General features: G+C 69.3%; 12 protein-coding genes. 5 read left to right on the top strand and 7 right to left on the bottom strand.

Annotation, left to right across the window (positions count from 1 at the left end; genetic code table 11):
* Window positions 1-202: 202 nt before the first annotated feature.
* Both ACIQCY_RS01780 and ACIQCY_RS01775 read right to left on the bottom strand, forming a co-directional pair.
* On the bottom strand, window positions 203-3241 hold the full coding sequence (locus tag ACIQCY_RS01780; protein WP_400482170.1) for an endo-1,4-beta-xylanase: 3039 nt from the start codon (window positions 3239-3241) through the stop codon (window positions 203-205).
* An 87-nt stretch (window positions 3242-3328) separates the two neighbouring features.
* Window positions 3329-4468: an endo-1,4-beta-xylanase gene (locus tag ACIQCY_RS01775; RefSeq protein ID WP_400482169.1), complete on the bottom strand. Its 1140-nt coding sequence runs from the start codon at window positions 4466-4468 to the stop codon at window positions 3329-3331.
* 177 nt (window positions 4469-4645) lie between these two features.
* Between ACIQCY_RS01775 and ACIQCY_RS01770 the strand changes: the two genes are divergently transcribed.
* The 3 genes from ACIQCY_RS01770 (at window position 4646) to ACIQCY_RS01760 (ending at window position 8429) form a co-directional block, all read left to right on the top strand.
* On the top strand, window positions 4646-5671 hold the full coding sequence (locus tag ACIQCY_RS01770) for a LacI family DNA-binding transcriptional regulator (RefSeq protein ID WP_400482168.1): 1026 nt from the start codon (window positions 4646-4648) through the stop codon (window positions 5669-5671).
* Between the two features lie 91 nt (window positions 5672-5762).
* Entirely contained in the window at window positions 5763-6953 is a 1191-nt protein-coding gene (gene xylA, locus ACIQCY_RS01765; protein WP_400482167.1) for a xylose isomerase, read from the top strand.
* A 3-nt stretch (window positions 6954-6956) separates the two neighbouring features.
* Entirely contained in the window at window positions 6957-8429 is a 1473-nt protein-coding gene (locus ACIQCY_RS01760; RefSeq protein WP_400482166.1) for a xylulokinase, read from the top strand.
* A 116-nt stretch (window positions 8430-8545) separates the two neighbouring features.
* Here ACIQCY_RS01760 and ACIQCY_RS01755 read toward each other — a convergent pair whose 3' ends face one another.
* The 5 genes from ACIQCY_RS01755 to ACIQCY_RS01735 all read right to left on the bottom strand — a co-directional run bounded on the left by ACIQCY_RS01755 (window position 8546) and on the right by ACIQCY_RS01735 (window position 14960).
* Window positions 8546-9163, bottom strand: coding sequence for a hypothetical protein (locus tag ACIQCY_RS01755; protein WP_400482165.1), 618 nt, complete (start codon window positions 9161-9163; stop codon window positions 8546-8548).
* A gap of 375 nt (window positions 9164-9538) precedes the next feature.
* Complete coding sequence (locus tag ACIQCY_RS01750; protein ID WP_400482164.1) at window positions 9539-11881, bottom strand: glycoside hydrolase family 3 N-terminal domain-containing protein; 2343 nt, start codon at window positions 11879-11881, stop codon at window positions 9539-9541.
* Between the two features lie 2 nt (window positions 11882-11883).
* Complete coding sequence (locus ACIQCY_RS01745; RefSeq protein WP_133081221.1) at window positions 11884-12702, bottom strand: carbohydrate ABC transporter permease; 819 nt, start codon at window positions 12700-12702, stop codon at window positions 11884-11886.
* Window positions 12702-13649, bottom strand: a complete 948-nt coding sequence (locus ACIQCY_RS01740) for a carbohydrate ABC transporter permease (protein WP_400482163.1) — start codon at window positions 13647-13649, stop codon at window positions 12702-12704. Before ACIQCY_RS01740 ends, ACIQCY_RS01745 begins: the two co-directional genes overlap by 1 nt.
* A gap of 9 nt (window positions 13650-13658) precedes the next feature.
* Window positions 13659-14960, bottom strand: a complete 1302-nt coding sequence (locus ACIQCY_RS01735) for an extracellular solute-binding protein (protein ID WP_400482162.1) — start codon at window positions 14958-14960, stop codon at window positions 13659-13661.
* Between the two features lie 163 nt (window positions 14961-15123).
* On the opposite strand from ACIQCY_RS01735, the gene ACIQCY_RS01730 reads away from it, so the two are divergent.
* On the top strand, window positions 15124-16197 hold the full coding sequence (locus tag ACIQCY_RS01730) for a LacI family DNA-binding transcriptional regulator (RefSeq protein WP_400482161.1): 1074 nt from the start codon (window positions 15124-15126) through the stop codon (window positions 16195-16197).
* 83 nt (window positions 16198-16280) lie between these two features.
* The gene (locus tag ACIQCY_RS01725; protein WP_400482160.1) at window positions 16281-17441 is read left to right on the top strand and encodes an ROK family protein; all 1161 of its coding nucleotides are present in this window, start codon (window positions 16281-16283) and stop codon (window positions 17439-17441) included.
* Window positions 17442-17444: the final 3 nt, after the last annotated feature.

The raw sequence follows: 17444 nt of genomic DNA, 5'->3' as shown, positions 1-17444 counted from the left end.
TCCGCGGCGCCGGCGTCGGGCCCGCTGCGGGCGGATCCTCCCACTGATCGAGCCCGGACAGTGGGCATGTTCGAACATTCCCACCGAACGACGGCGAACAGTCGCGAGCCCGTCCCACCGAGCACGACCGGCGTCGGACTGCACGACGAAGCCCCTGCCCTCCGGAGAGGACAGGGGCTTCGTCATGGTCGGTGCAAGCCAGTCAGGGCCTGCCTGCCTGCTTGCGGGTCACGACGACGTCGAACGAGCTGGTCCGGGTGTTCCCGGCCTCATCCGTCGCCGTGCACGTGACCGTCGTGGTGCCGACGGGGAACCGACCGCCTGGTGCGGGGAGGCACGTGATCGGCACGACGCCGTCGAGCGTGTCGATGGCCGACGGCGACACATAGCTGACCTTGGCCCCGCTGGCCCCGTTGGAGACGACGGCGATGTCCGACTGGTCGGCGATCCGCGGCGGCAGCACATCGGCGGGCCTGGCGGGCAGCCGGGACGGGTCGACGATACCCCAGTAGGCCGGGGTCACCTGCAACTCGTCGTCGAACGGCAGGGGCTGCTCCCACGGCCGGGCCATGGGCCAGGTCCGCAGCCAGGTGCGGGCGTTGCTGATACCCCAGAACGTCACCGAGTCCACGGACGCGTTGTGCTCGCGCAGCATGGCGAAGAGGTCGCGGTAGTAGTAGCCGACCTCCGCCGCGGCGTCCGCATCGTCCTCGAACGCGGGGCTGTACGGGTCCACCGGTCCGCCGCTGACGTCGGCGCCCTGGTTCTCGGTGGACGCGTTGACGTCGAGCTCCGTGATGGCCTGCAGGAGCTTCGGATCCAGCGCCTCGACGGCCTTGATCGAGTCCTCGAGCCACTGCACGGGCCGGGCGACGTCCACGTGGGCCTGGTGGCCCACGCCGTCGATCGGCACGCCCCGCGCCTTGAGCGAACTGATCAGGTCGAGATAGTCCGCACGCTTCTCGGGCATCTCGGTGTTGTAGTCGTTGATGAAGAGCGCCGCCTCGGGGAAGTAGCGGTCGGCCAGGCGGAACGCCTCGTCCACGAAACCCTCGCCCAGGACCTGGAACCAGCGGCTGTCGCGCATGTCGTGCGGGTTCGCCGTGTCGCCGTCCGCGATGACCTCGTTCACCACGTCCCAGGCCCAGATGGGGCTGTTGCCGTCCGGGTACCGGGCGTCGATGTGATCGGCGATGCCCTTGATGTGCGCTTCCATGCGTGCCTTGAGGAGTGCCTGGTCGGCGGGGCTGTCGGTGAGGTCCCGGGCTCCGTCCTTGAAGAACCACGCCGGGGTCTGCGAGTGCCACGCGAGCACGTGCCCGTAGACCTGCACGTCGTTGGCATCCGCGAAGTCCAGGAGCTGGTCCAGCTGGGTGAAGGCGAACTGCCCCTCGACCGGCTGTACGCTCTCGGGCTTGCCTGCGTTCTCCGGGGTGAAGGCGTTGAAGTGCTTGCGCACGAGGTCGGCAGCCGTGCCCACGGTCTCCCGCGCATCGATGGCCACGCCGACGTGCTCGATCCCGTCGGCGCCGAGGACGTCCTTCAGCCCCGGCACGTCCGTCTGGATCGGCTTCTCCGCGAACGGAGCGAGGCTGAAGTCGTCCAGCAGGAAGTCCACGCCCACCGGGCCCTCGACGTACACCTGTGCCTTGTCGGCAGCGGCACCGAGGGTGTAGGTGCCCTTGAGCTGGGTCCAGCCATCGGCGGTGACCGAAGCACCGGCACCGGCCACGCCGTCGTAGGCGCTTCCGCCGCCGTTGTCCCGCTGGACGGATATCTTGAGCGACGCCGGTGCCTGTCCCGGTGCCAGGCGCGCCCAGACGGAGACCTCCACGGCGACTCCCACCGGGAGTCCCGCCGTGACGTCGAGGGCGGCGCCGTGCCACGGCTGCGTGCGGTTGGTGACGAGCAGGCTGCCGCTACCGGTGCGGGCGGTGCCGCTGGTCGCGACCTGGACGCCGTCGCCGCGCGCCGTCCAGCCGTCGGTGCCGGTCTCGAAGCCGGAGGTCACAGCGACCGGAGCGGCTGCTGCACCACCGCTCGGAAGGGTGAACGTCCAGCCCTCGGCGAGCTTCTCGTTCACGACCGTCGCGACGGCCCGGACGGTGTTCGAGCGGTCGCCGCCGCCGTCGTGGGCGAGGACCACCGCGCCGGGGGTGAAGGCCCTGCGGAGGTTTGCGGTCAGCGTCGCCTCGCTGAGGTCGTTCCCGTCCCAGTCGAAGATGACGTTGCCGAGGCCGAGGGGCTGCATGCCGAGCGCCGCGGCGACCTCGCCGGTGGCGCCCCAGTTGCCGTTCGGCGCCCGGAAGTAGGGCACCTCGAGCGTCGGATCGCCGGCGGCGGCCCGGATGATGCGCAGGTTCTCCTTGAGGTCCGTTTCGACCTGCGACCGGGTCCACGAGCCCATGTCCGCGAAGGACGTGCCGTGGTTGCAGAGCGTGTGCCCTTCGGCGACGATCCGCCGCAGCAGGTCGGCACCGCCCGCTGCCTGCACATTCTGGCCGATGATGCAGAAGGTGGCGGTGATGCCCTTGTCGCGCAGGAGATCGAGCACGGCTGCGGTCTCGCCGGGGTTCGGGCCGTCGTCGAACGTCAGCGCGACGGCGTTGCCGGTGCCGCGGGCGGCGGCCAGGGGTGTGGCCGTCGGGTTGGCGGCTCCTCCCGGCACGAACGCGGGATCCGGGGTCGGCTGCCAGGCGCCGCCGTCGCCGGGCACCGCGGTGCCGGTGATCACGACGTCGTCGATGAGGTAGTCGTACGGTGCACCGAGGTCTCCTGTTCCGAGGTAGGCCCGGAGGGTAGCCGGGTTCGCACCGGCGGGAGCGTTGAAGGTTCCCCTGACCGTGGTCCAGGCGTCCGCCGAGACCGTGGTGTTGCCCACCCAGCTGTAGGCGGGCTCGACGACGAAGCGGGCCGACGTCGTCGTGCCTGCTGCCGCCGAGAGCTTGACCTGCGCCGAGAAGGTGTAGGTGCCTCCCGCCTGCAGGAGGTTCGCCGGTGTCTTGATGCCGTCGTAGTCGTTGGTCCTGCCCTGCACCAGCAGGGCCTTGTCGCCGTCGGCGTCGACCACCGACAGCGCCGATCCGCCGTTCTGCGTCAGCGGGCTGAAGCTGCCGTCCTCGAAATCCTCGTTCAGCAGGACGGACGGTTCGTCCGCCTGGGCGGCCGGCAGCGTCAGCACGCCGGCCCCCGTGATCAGGCCGAACGCCGTGGCGCCCGCGATCAGACGTCGTTGTCTCATGGTTCTCCTTGATGGTGTGGCCCGCCCCGCTTCGGGGCGGGCCACGGCCTGCTCTGGGTGTCGTGCCGGGTGTCGTGCTGGGTGTGCCTAGCGGTTGCCGCGTCCGGGGGACGCCTGCTCGAGGCTGTCCTGGAGCGCGTAGTAGGCGGGCTTGCGGGTGAAGTCGTTCCACATGACGGTCGCTTCGCCCTCACCGGAGAAGAACACCGGGACCCACGAGTACTTGTCGGTGAAGCCCCAGATGGTGAAGGAGTTGCACTCGTCCACCGAGATGCACGCGTCGAGGGCCCGCTGGTAGTAGCTCGCCTGCTTCGCCAGCTGCGCGTCCGTAGGCTTGGTTCCCGCTGCCACGTCCATCCGCACGTCGATCTCGGTGATCGCCGTCTCCAGCCCGAGGTCGTCGAAGCGCTGGAGGTTGGCCTGGAGGTCGCCCGGGAAGCCGTAGCGGGTGCTCAGGTGCCCCTGGATGGCGAAGCCATCGACCGGGACACCCTGGGCCTGCAGCCGTGGGATGAGTTCGAGGTAGGCGTTGCTCTTCGCGTTGATGCCCTCCACGCCGTAGTCGTTGAAGAAGAGCTTGGCCTTGGGATCCGCCTCGTGGGCCCAGCGGAACGCGTCGGCGATGATCTCCGGGCCGAGTTCGCGGATCCAGATGTTGTCCGTGGTGCGCAGCGTGCCGTCGCCGTTGAAGATCTCGTTGGGCACGTCCCACTGCTGGATCTGGCCTGCGTAGCGGCCCACGACGGTCTGGATGTGCTCCTTGAGGATGGCCCGCAGTTCGTCCTTCGAGAAGTCGCCCTCCTCCAGCCACGCCGGGTTCTGGCTGTGCCAGAACAGGGTGTGTCCGCGGACCACCTGCTTGTTCTCCTGCGCGAAGCGGACGATGGCGTCCATCTCGGCGAAGCGGTAGGTGTTGCGTTCCGGGTGCACGAACTCCCACTTGAGCTGGTTCTCGGGTGAGACGGAGCTGAACTCCGCGGCGAGGTGCTGCAGGTATTCCTTGTCGTTGGGGAACGGGGCCGGATAGGGCTGGGTCTCGTGGTGGCCGCCGCCCGCGACGGCCGTGCCGATCTTGAGATCCTGCGGCGCGACCCAGCGGAGGGTGTCCTGCTTCTGGATGCCGGGGGCCTGGGACGTGTGGTCCGGTGCCGCGAAGGCGGGGGCTGCGGTGGGAAGGATCAGTGCCGAGGCGAGGACCGCGGCAGCGAGTGAGTGATGGACCTTCATGAGCTCTCCTTTGAGGTACCTGAGGTGCGGCCGTCCGATCGTCTGATCGGAACTTTTCCGGAACTTTCCGGAAATACCGTTGCTGTAGGTTAGGAACATCCCGCCCGGGAGGTCAAGGGCGGGTTTCAAAATGGTTCGGGGGTGCCGTCGCGGTCCCGGGCGCCCGGAGGAGGATTCGTGCAGGACAACGCCCAGCCCGCGGTGACCATCTCCGCGATCGCCTCCGCCGCGGGCGTCTCCGTCCCCACGGTCTCGCGCGTGCTCAACGGTCGGTCCGACGTCGCCCCGGCCACGCGCGAACGCGTGGAACTCCTGCTCCGCGAGTACGGCTACCGCAGGCGGGGAGCAGTGCAGGCCGCCCCGTCGGGTCTCGTGGACCTCGTCTTCAACGACCTGGACAGCCCGTGGGCCGTCGAGATCATCCGCGGCGTCGAGGAGTCACTCAACGCCGAGGGGATGTCCGTGGTGGTCTCCGCGATCCACCGCAGGGGAGGTGCCGACTCCACCCGCAAGTGGCTCGACACCCTCGGCGCCAGGACGAGCGACGGCGCCATCCTCGTGACCACCGACCTCGACTCGTTCCTCCACGCGGAACTGCAGCGCCTCAACCTGCCCGTGGTGGTCGTCGACCCCGCCGGCGTCCCCGACCTCGAGGTGCCGACCATCGGTGCGACCAACTGGACGGGCGCCGTCACCGCGACGGAGCACCTGACCCAGCAGAACCACCGCCGCATAGCGTTCGTCGCGGGCCGGCCCGGGCTCTGGTGCAGCCGGGCGCGCCTCGACGGATACCGGGCAGGGCTCGACGCCGCGGGCATCGCCTTCGACCCGGCACTCGTCATCAGCGGTGACTTCGACTACGCGTCCGGCTTCGCCGCAGGAGCCGAACTCCTCGCGCTGCCCGACCGGCCGACCGCGATCTTCGCGGCCAGCGACCAGATGGCGCTCGGGGTGTACGAGGCGGCGCGGCAGCAGGGCCTGCGCATCCCGGACGATCTCAGCGTGGTCGGGTTCGACGACCTGCCCGAGGCCGGCTGGGCATCGCCGCCGCTCACGACCGTCCGCCAGCCCCTCTCCGAGATGGGGAGCCTCGCCGCGCGCACCCTCGTGCGGCTCATCCGGGGTGAGACGGTCGAGAGTCCGCGCATCGAGCTCTCCACCCGACTGGTGCAGCGGGCGAGCGTCCACGCGCTGGGCAGCTGAAGGACTGCGGACTTCCCGCTTGACTCTGGGCGTAAACCTAATATGTTTGTAACGGCAACATATTGGTCACACACACTTCCTGGAGCACTCAATGGCGATCGAGCCCACCCGCGATGACAAATTCTCCTTCGGACTCTGGACGGTGGGCTGGGAAGCCCAGGATCAGTTCGGTTCGGCGACCCGGGCACCGCTCGACGTCGTCGAGGCCGTCAACCGCCTGAGCGACCTCGGTGCCTACGGCATCACCTTCCACGACAACGACCTCTTCCCCTTCGGCTGCTCCCCGGCCGACCGCCAGCGCGAGATCGACCGCCTGACCGGCGTGCTGAAGTCCACCGGCCTGATCGTGCCGATGGTCACCACGAACCTCTTCAGCCACCCGGTCTTCAAGGACGGCGGCTTCACGAGCAACGACCGCGGCGTGCGGCGCTTCGCCCTCCGCAAGGTCCTCGACAACATCGACCTCGCCGCCGAACTCGGCGCCAAGACGTTCGTCATGTGGGGCGGCCGTGAAGGCAGCGAGTACGACTCGGCCAAGGACATCCGCGGCGCCCTGGAACGTTACCGCGAAGCGGTCAACCTGCTCGGCGACTACGTGACGGACAAGGGCTACGACATCCGCTTCGCCATCGAGCCGAAGCCGAACGAACCCCGCGGCGACATCCTCCTGCCCACCCTCGGCCACGCGATGGCGTTCATCGAGACCCTCGAGCGCCCCGAGCTGGTCGGCATCAACCCGGAGACCGGCCACGAGCAGATGGCGGGACTGAACTTCACGCACGGCATCGCCCAGGCCCTCTACCAGGGCAAGCTGTTCCACATCGACCTCAACGGCCAGCGGAGCATAAAGTTCGACCAGGACCTCGTCTTCGGCCACGGCGACCTCCAGAACGCCTTCTCGCTGGTGGACCTCCTCGAATTCGGCGGACCTGCCGGCGGACCCTCGTACGACGGCCCCCGGCACTTCGACTACAAGCCGAGCCGCACCGAGGACATGGACGGCGTCTGGGACTCCGCTGCGGCGAACATGCAGACCTACCTGCTGCTCAAGGAGCGCGCCGCAGCGTTCCGTGCCGACCCCGAGGTCCAGGCTGCCCTGGCCGCCTCGCGCGTCTCGGAGATCAACGAGCCCACCCTCAACGCCGGCGAGAGCTACGACGCACTGCGTGCCGACCGCGCCTCCTACGAGGACTTCGACACCGATGCCTACTTCAACGGCAAGGGCTTCGGCTTCGTGAAGCTCCAGCAGCTCTTCATCGAGCACCTGCTCGGAGCCCGCTGACCCATGGCCCTCGTTGCCGGAGTCGACTCGTCGACGCAGAGCTGCAAGGTCGTCGTCGTCGACACCCTCACCGGTGCCGAGATGCGCAGCGGCCGTGCCCTCCACCCGGAGGGCACGGAGGTGGACCCGGACGCGTGGTGGCAGGCGCTGCTCTCCGCGCTGTCCGATGCCGACGGACTCGGGGACGACGTCGACGCCCTGTCGATCGCGGGACAGCAGCACGGCATGGTGCTGCTGGGCCGGGACGGACGCGTCCTGCGCGATGCGCTCCTGTGGAACGACACGCGATCCGCGGGCGCGGCCAGGGACCTGATCGCCGAGCTGGGCCTCGACGAGCTCGTGGCCCGCACCGGATCCGCACCCGTCGCGTCCTTCACGGGCACCAAGGTGCGCTGGGTGCGGGACGCCGAGCCCGACGTCGTACCGGCCATCGCGGCCGTGGCGCTGCCGCACGACTGGCTGACGTGGCGACTGCGCGGTTTCGGGCCCGAGGGCGAATCACCCCTGGGCCCGGTGCTCGAGGAACTGGTGACCGACCGCTCCGATGCGAGCGGCACCGCCTACTGGAACCCGGCGACCAACGCCTACGACCTCGCGCTCTTCGAGCAGATGCTCGGCCGTCCTGCCCGTGAGGCGCACGGTGAGGGCGATCAGGCTGCAGTGGTGCTCCCCCGCGTCCTGCAGGCGGACGCGGAGGCCGGCACCGTGGATTCCTCGTTCCTCGCGTCCGCCGACCGCCGCATCGTGCTGGGACCGGGTGCCGGCGACAACGCCGGAGCCGCCCTGGGGCTGGGTGCGGAGGAGGGCGACGTCGTCGTGTCCCTGGGCACCAGTGGGACAGTCTTCGCCGTCGCCGCCGAGGCGGTTGCGGACAGGTCGGGGACGGTGGCCGGCTTCGCCGATGCCAGTGGCCTCTTCCTTCCGCTCGTGGCGACCCTGAACGCCGCGCGTGTGCTGTCCTCGGTCGCGGGGATCCTCGGGGTGGACCACGACGGCTTCGCCGAGCTGGCCCTCGAAGCCGCGCCGGGTTCTGCCGGGGTCGTCCTCGTCCCGTACTTCGAGGGCGAGCGCACACCCAACCTCCCGACGGCGAAGGCAAGTTTCCACAACCTGAGCATCGCCTCTGCCACGCGGGCCAACATGGCCCGTGCGGCCATCGAGGGGATGCTGTGCGGACTGGCGGACGCCCTGGACGCCGTGCGCGCGGCCGGCGTGGAGCCGCGGCACCTGCTGCTCATCGGCGGCGCAGCACAGAACACTGCCGTGCAGGAGGTCGCTGCACAGGTGTTCGACCTGCCCGTCCGGATCCCCGCGCCGGGCGAGTACGTGGCCCAGGGTGCTGCCGTGCAGGCGGCCTGGACCCTGACGGGATCGCGTCCGCAGTGGACGGTCGAGACCGTCGAGGACCGCGCTGCCGATCATCAGCCGGTCATCCGCCGGCAGTACGGCGCTGCGGTGGGTTCCCTGACGTTCTAGGCCCCTGTCCCCCGGACGACCGAAGAGGCACCATCCCGTTCGGGATGGTGCCTCTTTCGTCGTGCTCGTGCCGGCGGTCTCGGGCGAGGGACCGGCAGTCCCGGCCGAGGGACCGGCTACAGCCCGGCCTGGTGGTTGATGCCCACCTGGTCGACCTTGCGGTGGAAGCGCATCCCGGCCTTGCCGCCGAGGATCGCACCGATGAGGGGGACGAGGATCGCGATGGCGAGCCCGATCAGCCCGCTGGCTGTCAGCGCGCTGCCGTCGACGGGGATGCTCGGGGCGCCGTTGAGGTTGGACAGCACGTTGAACTGGTCGCCGGCCACGGCGGCGAGGATCGCCAGGACGATCGCGATGATGACGCCCCAGAGCCACACGGCGACGCCCTGCTTGACGCCGTCGAAGCGTGCCATGCGGCCCGCGACGTACCCGCCGCAGTAGTAGGCGACGAAGAGGATGATCGCCAGCACGATCCCGCTGACGATGCCGATGGTCTGGGCGTTCTCGGTCGCCTGGTTGGCCGCATCGTTCGCGCTGCTCGTGTTCGCGGCGCCGATGCCGACGCCGATCGCCGTGGCGAGGGCGCTGAGGATCACGGTGAGGCCGATCGCCGTCAGCCAGCCGAAGAACGCCGACCCGAACTTGATGCCGCCGAACTGCTCCTTCTCCGCGGCGACGACGTCGTTGCGCCGGCTCCTCGGGGTGCTCGCGCCCGATGTGTTCTCTGTTGCCATGGTGTTGATACTCCTCGGTAGGTGGAAGTGACCCTCCGGGTCGCGGCACCGCAGTGCCGCCACCAGAAAGATCAGCCTACTTACTACCGTGAAGGAATCCGGCGGCTGGCGCAAGCACCTTATGTTGCCCTCCGTGCAGGAATGTAGGCAGCCGGTAGCCGGGCGGGCACCGGCCCCCTGTCATGCCGCGGAACTCCGCCACGCATCCACGCTGGCGGATCGGGTTGATCCCGGCAGAAGGAACGCTCCACCTGCCCGTGATCGATTCGCCGCTTGCGGGACCGCCCTGTCCGGGTGTGGGCACCTGGTCCGGTTAACGCAGCAACCCGCCCCCGGTGGACGGGAGCGGGTTGCCGGTGATGCTGCGGACAGGACTCAGACGGAGTCCACCCGCACGTCGCAGTGCAGCCGGCGCGTGTGGTCCACGGGCCGCACGCCGCCGGTCAGCGTGAGGGGCAGGGCAGCGCGGATATCGCTGCTCGAGGCCCCCAGCCGCAGCTCGAGCGCGCCGGGCTCGACGATCCGCAGTCCGTCCCGTCCTGTGAAGGACGTGACGTCCGCCGGGACGGTGAACGCGACGCGCGCCGAGGCTCCTGCCGCCAGCGGCACGCGCGCATAGGCGACGAGGCGCTGCACGGGCCGCACCACGGACGCCACGGGATCGTGCAGGTAGAGCTGCACCACCTCGACGCCGTCGCGCTCCCCCGCATTGGTCACCGTCACGTGGACGGTGGCCTCGCCGTCGGTGGGCGTCGAGTCGGCCGTCGATCCCGCATCCGCCCAGGTGAATTCCGTGTACCCCAGGCCGTGGCCGAAGGCGAACGCCGCGGTCGGGTCGATGTTGGACACTCCGCTCGCCTGCGCCAGGGGCGCCGCGAGGTAGGTGGAGGGCTGGGCGCCGGACGAACCGGGGATGCTGACCGGAAGCCGGCCGCTGGGGTTGATCCGCCCGCTCAGCACGCCCGCGACGGCCGCTGCACCCTCCTCGCCCGGGAAGAATCCCTGGACGACGGCGGCGGCCTTCGTCGCGGCGGCCCCGAGGGCGTAGGGGCGCCCGGTCAGCAGGACGACGACGACTGGCTTGCCGGTCGCGAGCAGCTCGTCGAGGAGCTGCTGCTGCACCCCGGGAAGCGCGAGGGACTCGGCGTCGCACCCTTCACCGCTGGTGCCGCGGCCGAAGAGGCCCGCACGGTCACCGAGGACGGCGACGACGACGTCGGACGCGCCGGCGACGGCCACGGCCTCGTCGAAGCCGGTGGTCGCGGTGCCGTCGATGGTGCAGCCTGCGGCGATGGTGATGTCGCTGTCGCCGAATTCCTGCTGGAGCGCGTCGGCGACCGTCGGGATGGACAGGCCCATCTCGATCTCAGGGTGCTGCTCCCCCACGTGTGCGGGGAAGGAGTAGCACCCCAGGAAGGCGCGGTGGGTATCGGCGTTGGGGCCGATCAGGGCGATGCGCGGGGTGCCGGCGAGGGGCAGGATGCCGCTGTTGCCCACGAGGACGATCGACTGCTCCGCGAGCTCCGTGGCGATGGCACGGTTGCCGGGAGAATCGAGGTCGACGACGGGCATGCCCGTCTCGGCCGTCTCGAGGGCCGGCGGGACGGGCGACCAGTCCGGATCGAGCAGGCCGAGGTCCAGCTTCTGCCGCAGGACCCGGCGGAGCGCGCGGTCCACGAGCCCCTCGTCCACCCGGCCGCCGTCGATCTCGGCGAGAAGGTGCTCACCGAACGTGTGCACCGTGGGCAGTTCGACGTCGACCCCTGCCGTCAGCGCCGCCCCGGCCGCTTCGCCGAGCGTCGCGGCCACGCGGTGCAGTTCCTTCAGGAAGGCGATGCCGAAGTAGTCGGCGACCACCGTGCCGTCGAAGCCCCAGGTGTCGCGGAGCAGCCCGGTCAGGAGCGAGGCATCCGCCGCCGTGGGCACGCCGTCGATGTCCGTGTAGGCGTGCATGACCGAGCGCACACCGGACTCACGGATGGCCATCTCGAACGGAGGGAGCAGCACGTCGGCCCGCTCCCGTTCCCCGATCGAGACGGGCGCGAGGTTGCGGCCGGCCTTCGACGCCGAGTAGCCCACGAAGTGCTTGAGCGTCGCGACGATCCCCGCGCGTTCGAGCCCCTGGACATAGGCCGTCGCGATGGTCCCGATGAGGTAGGGATCCTCCCCGATGGTCTCCTCGACCCGGCCCCAGCGGGCGTCACGGACGACGTCGAGCACCGGGGCGAGCCCCTGGTGCACGCCCACCGAGCGGAGGTCCGCCCCGATGGCCGAGGACATGGTCCGTACGAGGTCGGGGTTGAACGTGGCGCCCCAGGCGAGGGGCACGGGGTACGCCGTCGCCTTCCAGGCGGCGAAGCCGGCGAGGCATTCCTCGTGCACGAGCGCGGGGATCCCGAAGCGGTTGGCGGCGGCGACCCGCTCCTGCGTGCGCTGCAGCGACAGGGCGCCCAGCGCCGGCTCCACGGGAGCGGTGCCGAAGGGGCGGGTCAGCTGCCCGAGTCCGTTCGGCAGGAGCTCGTCGAGGTCCGGGGCGTCGTTCATCTCGTGCTGGTGCGGAGCGACCTCGCCGCCCTCGGTGTTGGCGCCGACCCAGACGCCGACGAGCTGGGCGACCTTCTCGCGGAGGGTCATCGCCCGGATCAGGGTCTCGACGCGGTCCTCGGGCGTGGCGGAGGTGTCCCGCCACGGGGCGTCGTTGAGTGTTGTTTCTGTCATGATCACTTTCCGCCAGCGCCCATGAGGCCCTGGACAAGCGCACGGCGCGCAAACAGGTAGACGAGCAGCACGGGCACCATCGAGAGCGTGACCGCGGCGAGCAGCCCCGGGATGTTGATGCCGTACTGGGTCTGGAAGTTGAAGAGGCCGAGGGTCACCACGCGGGTGCTCTCGGACTGGGTCAGGATCAGGGGGAACAGGAAGCCGTTCCACGCCTGCAGCGCGGAGAAGACCGCGATCGTGGAGATCCCACCCTTGGACAGCGGGAGGACCAGGCGGAAGAAGGCCCGGGCCGGGCTCGCGCCGTCCATGGCCATCGCCTCGTACAGCTCGCCCGTGATGTCGCGCATGGTGCCGCTGAGGATCAGCGTGCAGATGGGCAGGGCGAACGCCGCCGTCGGGAGGATGACGCCGATCAGGTTGTCGTAGAGCCCCACCGTGTTGATCAGGTAGAACACCGGGACGATCACGGCCTGCGCGGGGATCGCGAGCCCCAGCAGGAAGAAGCGGAACACGAACGACGCCGCGCGGCTCTGGCTGCGCACGATCGCGTAGCTGAGCGGCGGGACGAGCAGGAGGACGATCGCGACGACGCCGACCGTCACCACGACGGTGTTGAGGAAGTACCGGCCGAAACCGCTCGTGATCGCATCCACGTAGTTCTGGAGCGTGAAGCTCGTGGGGAAGGACAGCGGGCCGTTGTCCCCGAACTCCTCACGCGTCTGGAAGGTGCCCGAGAGCATCACGTACAGGGGGATCGCGACGATCAGCAGCCAGACGAAGGAGCCGATGCCGGCGAAGTAGTTGGGGCGGGTCTTCATCAGAGTCCTTCCAGCGAGCTGTTCATCTTGTCGTAGCCGGACACCTTGACCACCACGAGGGAGATCAGGGTGGCGACGACGACGAGCACCAGGGCGATGGCGCTGCCGACGCCGAAGTCGAAGCTCTGGAACGCCTCCTGGTACATGTAGAAGGCGGTGATGGTGGTGTCGGTGCCGGGCCCGCCGTTGGTCAGGATGAGCACCGTCTCGAAGGTCGTCAGGCCGCCGACCACCATCAGGATGATCGAGGTGATGGCCGTGTTCCGCAGCTGGGGCAGCGTGATGGAGAAGAACTGCCGCATCATGCCCGCGCCGTCGATCGACGCGGCCTGGTACAGCACGGTCGGGATGCCCTTGGCCGCACCCTGGTAGATCAGGGTGTGGAAGGGAGTGAACTGCCACATGCCGACGAAGATCAGGACGCCGATCGCGCCGGACTGGGTGCCGAGCAGGTTGCCGTCCCCGAAGAGCCAGGGCAGCTGCCCCGGAATGCCGAAGTTCGGATCCAGCAGCGCACGCCACAGCACGGAGATGGCGGCCGAGGACAGCAGGAGCGGGATGAAGTAGATGGCGCTGAGGACAGCACGGTTGCGCTGGTTGCCCGCGGCCCACACCCCCAGCAGGATGCTCAGGGGTGTCTGCGTGACCACGCCCAGGACGATGAAGAGCAGGCTGAGCCAGAGGCTCTTCAGCATCACCGGATCGGCGATCAGCGTCTCCCAGTTCTCGAGCCCCACGAACTCCGGATCGCCGAGGCCGCTCCACGAGGTGAAGGACAGCACGGCGACCGCGGCCAGCGGCACGAGGGCGAAGAGCGCAAAGAAGATGGTGGCGGGCAGGGCCCAGGCGAAGCCGGGGCGCCCCACGGATGAGGCGCCCGAGCGGGCCGGGCGGCTCGGAGTGGAGCCGCCCGGCGATGCCTGCCTGCGTGTTGCAAGCGTTGTCATGGGAATGTCCTAGAGACTCTGCATGGCCTTGATGAAGCCGTCTTCATCGATCTGGCCGCTGAAGAACTGGGCCACGGCGGTGTGGATGGTCACCGTCGCCTCGGGCGGGTACGCCTGGTCCCAGGAGAGCTGGAAGTGCGGCGCTTCCTTCACGAGGTCGAACTGGTACTTCGCGTACTCCGGGTTGGAGGCCTCGTCGAGGAACTCCTCCGTGTTGGTGGTGGTGGGCAGGTTGCCGATGGCGATCTGCTCCTGCACGAACTCGTCCGAGTACATGAGCTTCAGGAACTCGCCGGCCTCTTCGGGGTAGCGGGTGTCCTTGTGGACGGAGTAGAAGTTGTTCGTGTTGCCGGCGAGGTTGTCGGGATCGCCCTCGCCGCCCTCGATCGCGGGAAACTCGCTGTAGCCGAGCACGTTCTCGGCGAACTCGGGGTTGGCGTCCAGGTGCGTCGCGTAGGCCCACGAACCCATGAGCTCGAAACCGGCCCGGCCGCTCGAGAGCAGGGTGGGCGATCCGCCGTCGGTGAACTTCACGGAGTCGAAGTTGGTGCCGAAGGCACCTGCGTCGATCAGTTCGCGCAGCTTGCCGAGCGCCTCACGGCTCTCCTCGGAGTCCCACACGTCCGTGTCGCCGTCGAGCGCCGACTGGAACAGGTCCTCACCGGCGACGCGGTCGAAGACGTACTGGAACCACATCTGGGTGGGCCACTGGTCGGCGCCGCCGAGCGCGATCGGCGTCACGCCGGCCGCCTTCAGCTTCTCGACGTCGTCCAGCAGTTCGTCCCAGGTGGCGGGGGGCGCGTCGATGCCGGCCTGCTTGAGCACCTCGGAGTTGTTGAAGAGCATGACGGGCTGGGTACCGCGCATCGGGATGCCGTAGCTCTTGTCGTCGATGACGGCCGTCTCGAAGACCGACGGCAGGAAGGCATCCTTGAGCTGCGGGTCCTCCTCGATGAAGTCGTCGAGGGGCATCAGCAGATCCGCCTTCACGAAGTTCGCGATGCTGCCACCACCCCAGTTGAAGAAGATGTCCGGAGCGGAATCGGTATCGATGATGGTCTGCAGCTTGGTCTGGTAGTCCGCGCCGGGGATCGTGTCGAGCACGACCTTGACGTCGGAGGTCTCGTTGAACTTGTCCACCATGGCCTGCTCGACCTTGTTGCTGGCATCGCCGTAGACAGCGAGGTGCAGCTCGTTCTCGGGCCGGCTCGACGCGTCGCCGCCTCCGCCGCCGCACCCTGCAAGGGTGAAGCCCAGCATCATGACCGCGGTGCCCGCAAGGCTGCGGGACATCCAGGTTCGGTTGTTCATCGTTGAACGCCTCTCGAAAGTTTCGATAATAATATCGAAAGTTATGTGATGGCACGAGTGTATGTAGAGCTCGTCCGGAAGCGCAACACGAGATGTGCCAGCCGTCACAAAACGCGGCGAACGGCAGGGATACCGCGCCGAACCGCCCATGTAAGCTGTCCGCATGTCGATTCCGGCGGAAGAACCGCGCGTCACCCTCGCTCAGCTCGCGACGGTGGCAGGCGTTTCGCTGTCCACGATCTCCAAGGTGCTCAACGGGCGAGCCGACGTGTCGCCGAAAACGCGAGCGAAAGTTGAGGAGCTCCTCGAGGAGCACGGCTACCGGCGCCGCAAGGTGTCGGCGGCCAGGGCGGCGCTCGTCGAGCTGGTCTTCCACGAGCTGGAGAGTGCCTGGGCGCTCGAACTGATCCGCGGTGTCGAGAACGTCGCGCGCGAGCACGGCATGAGCGTGGTCCTGACCGAGACGGGGACGCGGCACGCTCCCGGCAATGAATGGATCGAGGGCGTGATGGCGAGGCGCCCGGCCGGCGTCGTCCTCGTGTTCTCCGACCTTCCGCAGGACTTCCGCAGCAAGCTGGATGCCCGCTCCATCCCCTTCGTCATCATCGATCCGGCAGGGGACCCCTCCCCCGACGTCCCGTCCGTCGGCTCGGCCAACTGGTCGGGCGGCATGATGGCCACGCGCCACCTGATCGACCTCGGCCACACGAGGATCGCCGCGATCAGCGGGCCCGAGGACATGATGTGCTCCCTCGCCCGCATCGACGGCTACCGGTCCGCCATGGGCATGGCCTCCCTTCCGATCGATCCGGAATTCATCCGCTACGGGAACTTCCATGTGGACGGCGGACGGGACCACGCCTTCTCGCTGCTGCGCAGCCCCCACCCCCCGACGGCGATCTTCGCGGGCAGCGACCTGCAGGCGCTGGGCGTGCTCGACGCCGCCCGCCAGATCGGACTCCGGGTCCCGGACGAGCTGTCGATCGTCGGCTACGACGACCTGCAGCTGGCGCAGTGGTCCAGCCCCGCACTGACCACGGTGCACCAGCCGCTGATCCAGATGGCGGAGGAAGCGACGCGCATGGTGCTGCGCCTGCGGGACGGCGAGCGCCCGAACAACCTCCGGCTGGACCTCGCAACCAGCCTCGTGGTCCGCCAGAGCACCGCAGCGCCGTCCGCACCCGCCTCGATGCCGGCGAAAGCACGGGCAGCGGGCACCGCCCAGCAGCGGGCCTGACCGAGCGGCCCCGCGGGCTGGATACGATAGGGGCCATGCCAGGTGCGCGGAAGGCTCCTGCAGGACGAAGGAGAACCAGGGCTGTGCGGTCATTACCCGGCGCGGCGAACGGCACGGAAGGCCTTCGCGCACAGAACCTGTCGCAGATCCTCACGACGGTCCACCGGCACGGACCGCTGTCGCGATCGGAACTGACGCGTCGCAGCGGTTTCAACCGCTCGACCGTCGGTGCACTCGTGTCCGCGTTGACGGAGAAACAACTGGTCCGTGAGACGGACCCCCCCGGCGGCGGCCGCGTGGGCCGCCCGAGTCGCATCGTGCAGGCCAACCCGGGGGTCGCCGTCCTCGCCGTGAACCCGGACATCGACGCCCTGACCGTCGGTGTCATCGGCCTCGGCGGCCACGTCCACCGACGCGTGCGCCGGGAGACCCCCGGCGTCCCGTCCCTCGAGGACGCCGTCCGGCTCACCCTCGACATCGTGTCCGACCTCCAGCCCGTCCTCGCAGGCCTCGACCGCGTGCTCGGCGTCGGTATCGCACTCCCCGGACTCGTCAACGCCGGCACGGGCCGCGTGCTCGTCGCACCGCACCTCGGTTGGCGGGACGCCGACCTCACGGGCCCCTTCGGCGGCGCGCTCGGGCTCCCGGCCGTCGCCGCGAACGACGCCTCCCTCGGATCCCTCGCCGAGAGCATCTTCGGTGCGGCCTTCGGGGTGGATGACGCCGTCTACCTCAACGGCAGCGCGAGCGGCATCGGCGGCGGGATCGTGACCGGAGGAGCGCAGCTCGTCGGCAGCCGTGGCTACGGCGGCGAACTGGGGCATACGCTCGTGAGTTCGGGCGGCTTCCCGTGCCACTGCGGCCGGTCGGGCTGCCTCGACGCCGAAGTCCGGCTCGAGCGGCTCCTCGAGGCCGCAGGCCTGGACGGGGGTGGCATCGAGGCACTCGAGCAGGTGCTCTCGGACGACCCGGCTCCGGCCGTGCGGACGGAGGCGGAACGGCAGCTGGAGCTGCTCGCCGTGGCCCTCGTGGACTTCGTGAACATCTTCGATCCGGAGCTGATCGTGCTCGGCGGCTTCCTCGGTTCCCTCGTCGCCTTCCACGGCGATCGGCTCGCCGACGCCGTGAACGCCGGATCGCTCGCCGGTCGCGTGCAGGTCCGCCGCGCAGCACTGGGCCCCGAACTCCTGCTGGTCGGAGCCGCGGAACTGGCCTTCCAGCCCCTCCTCGCCTCCCCGTCCTGAACT

It is taken from the genome of Arthrobacter sp. NPDC092385 (assembly GCF_044755105.1).
Lineage (GTDB): Bacteria > Actinomycetota > Actinomycetes > Actinomycetales > Micrococcaceae > Arthrobacter_D.
The sequence above is the reverse complement of the archived record's forward strand: the minus strand, read 5'-3'. Positions and strand labels throughout refer to the sequence as shown.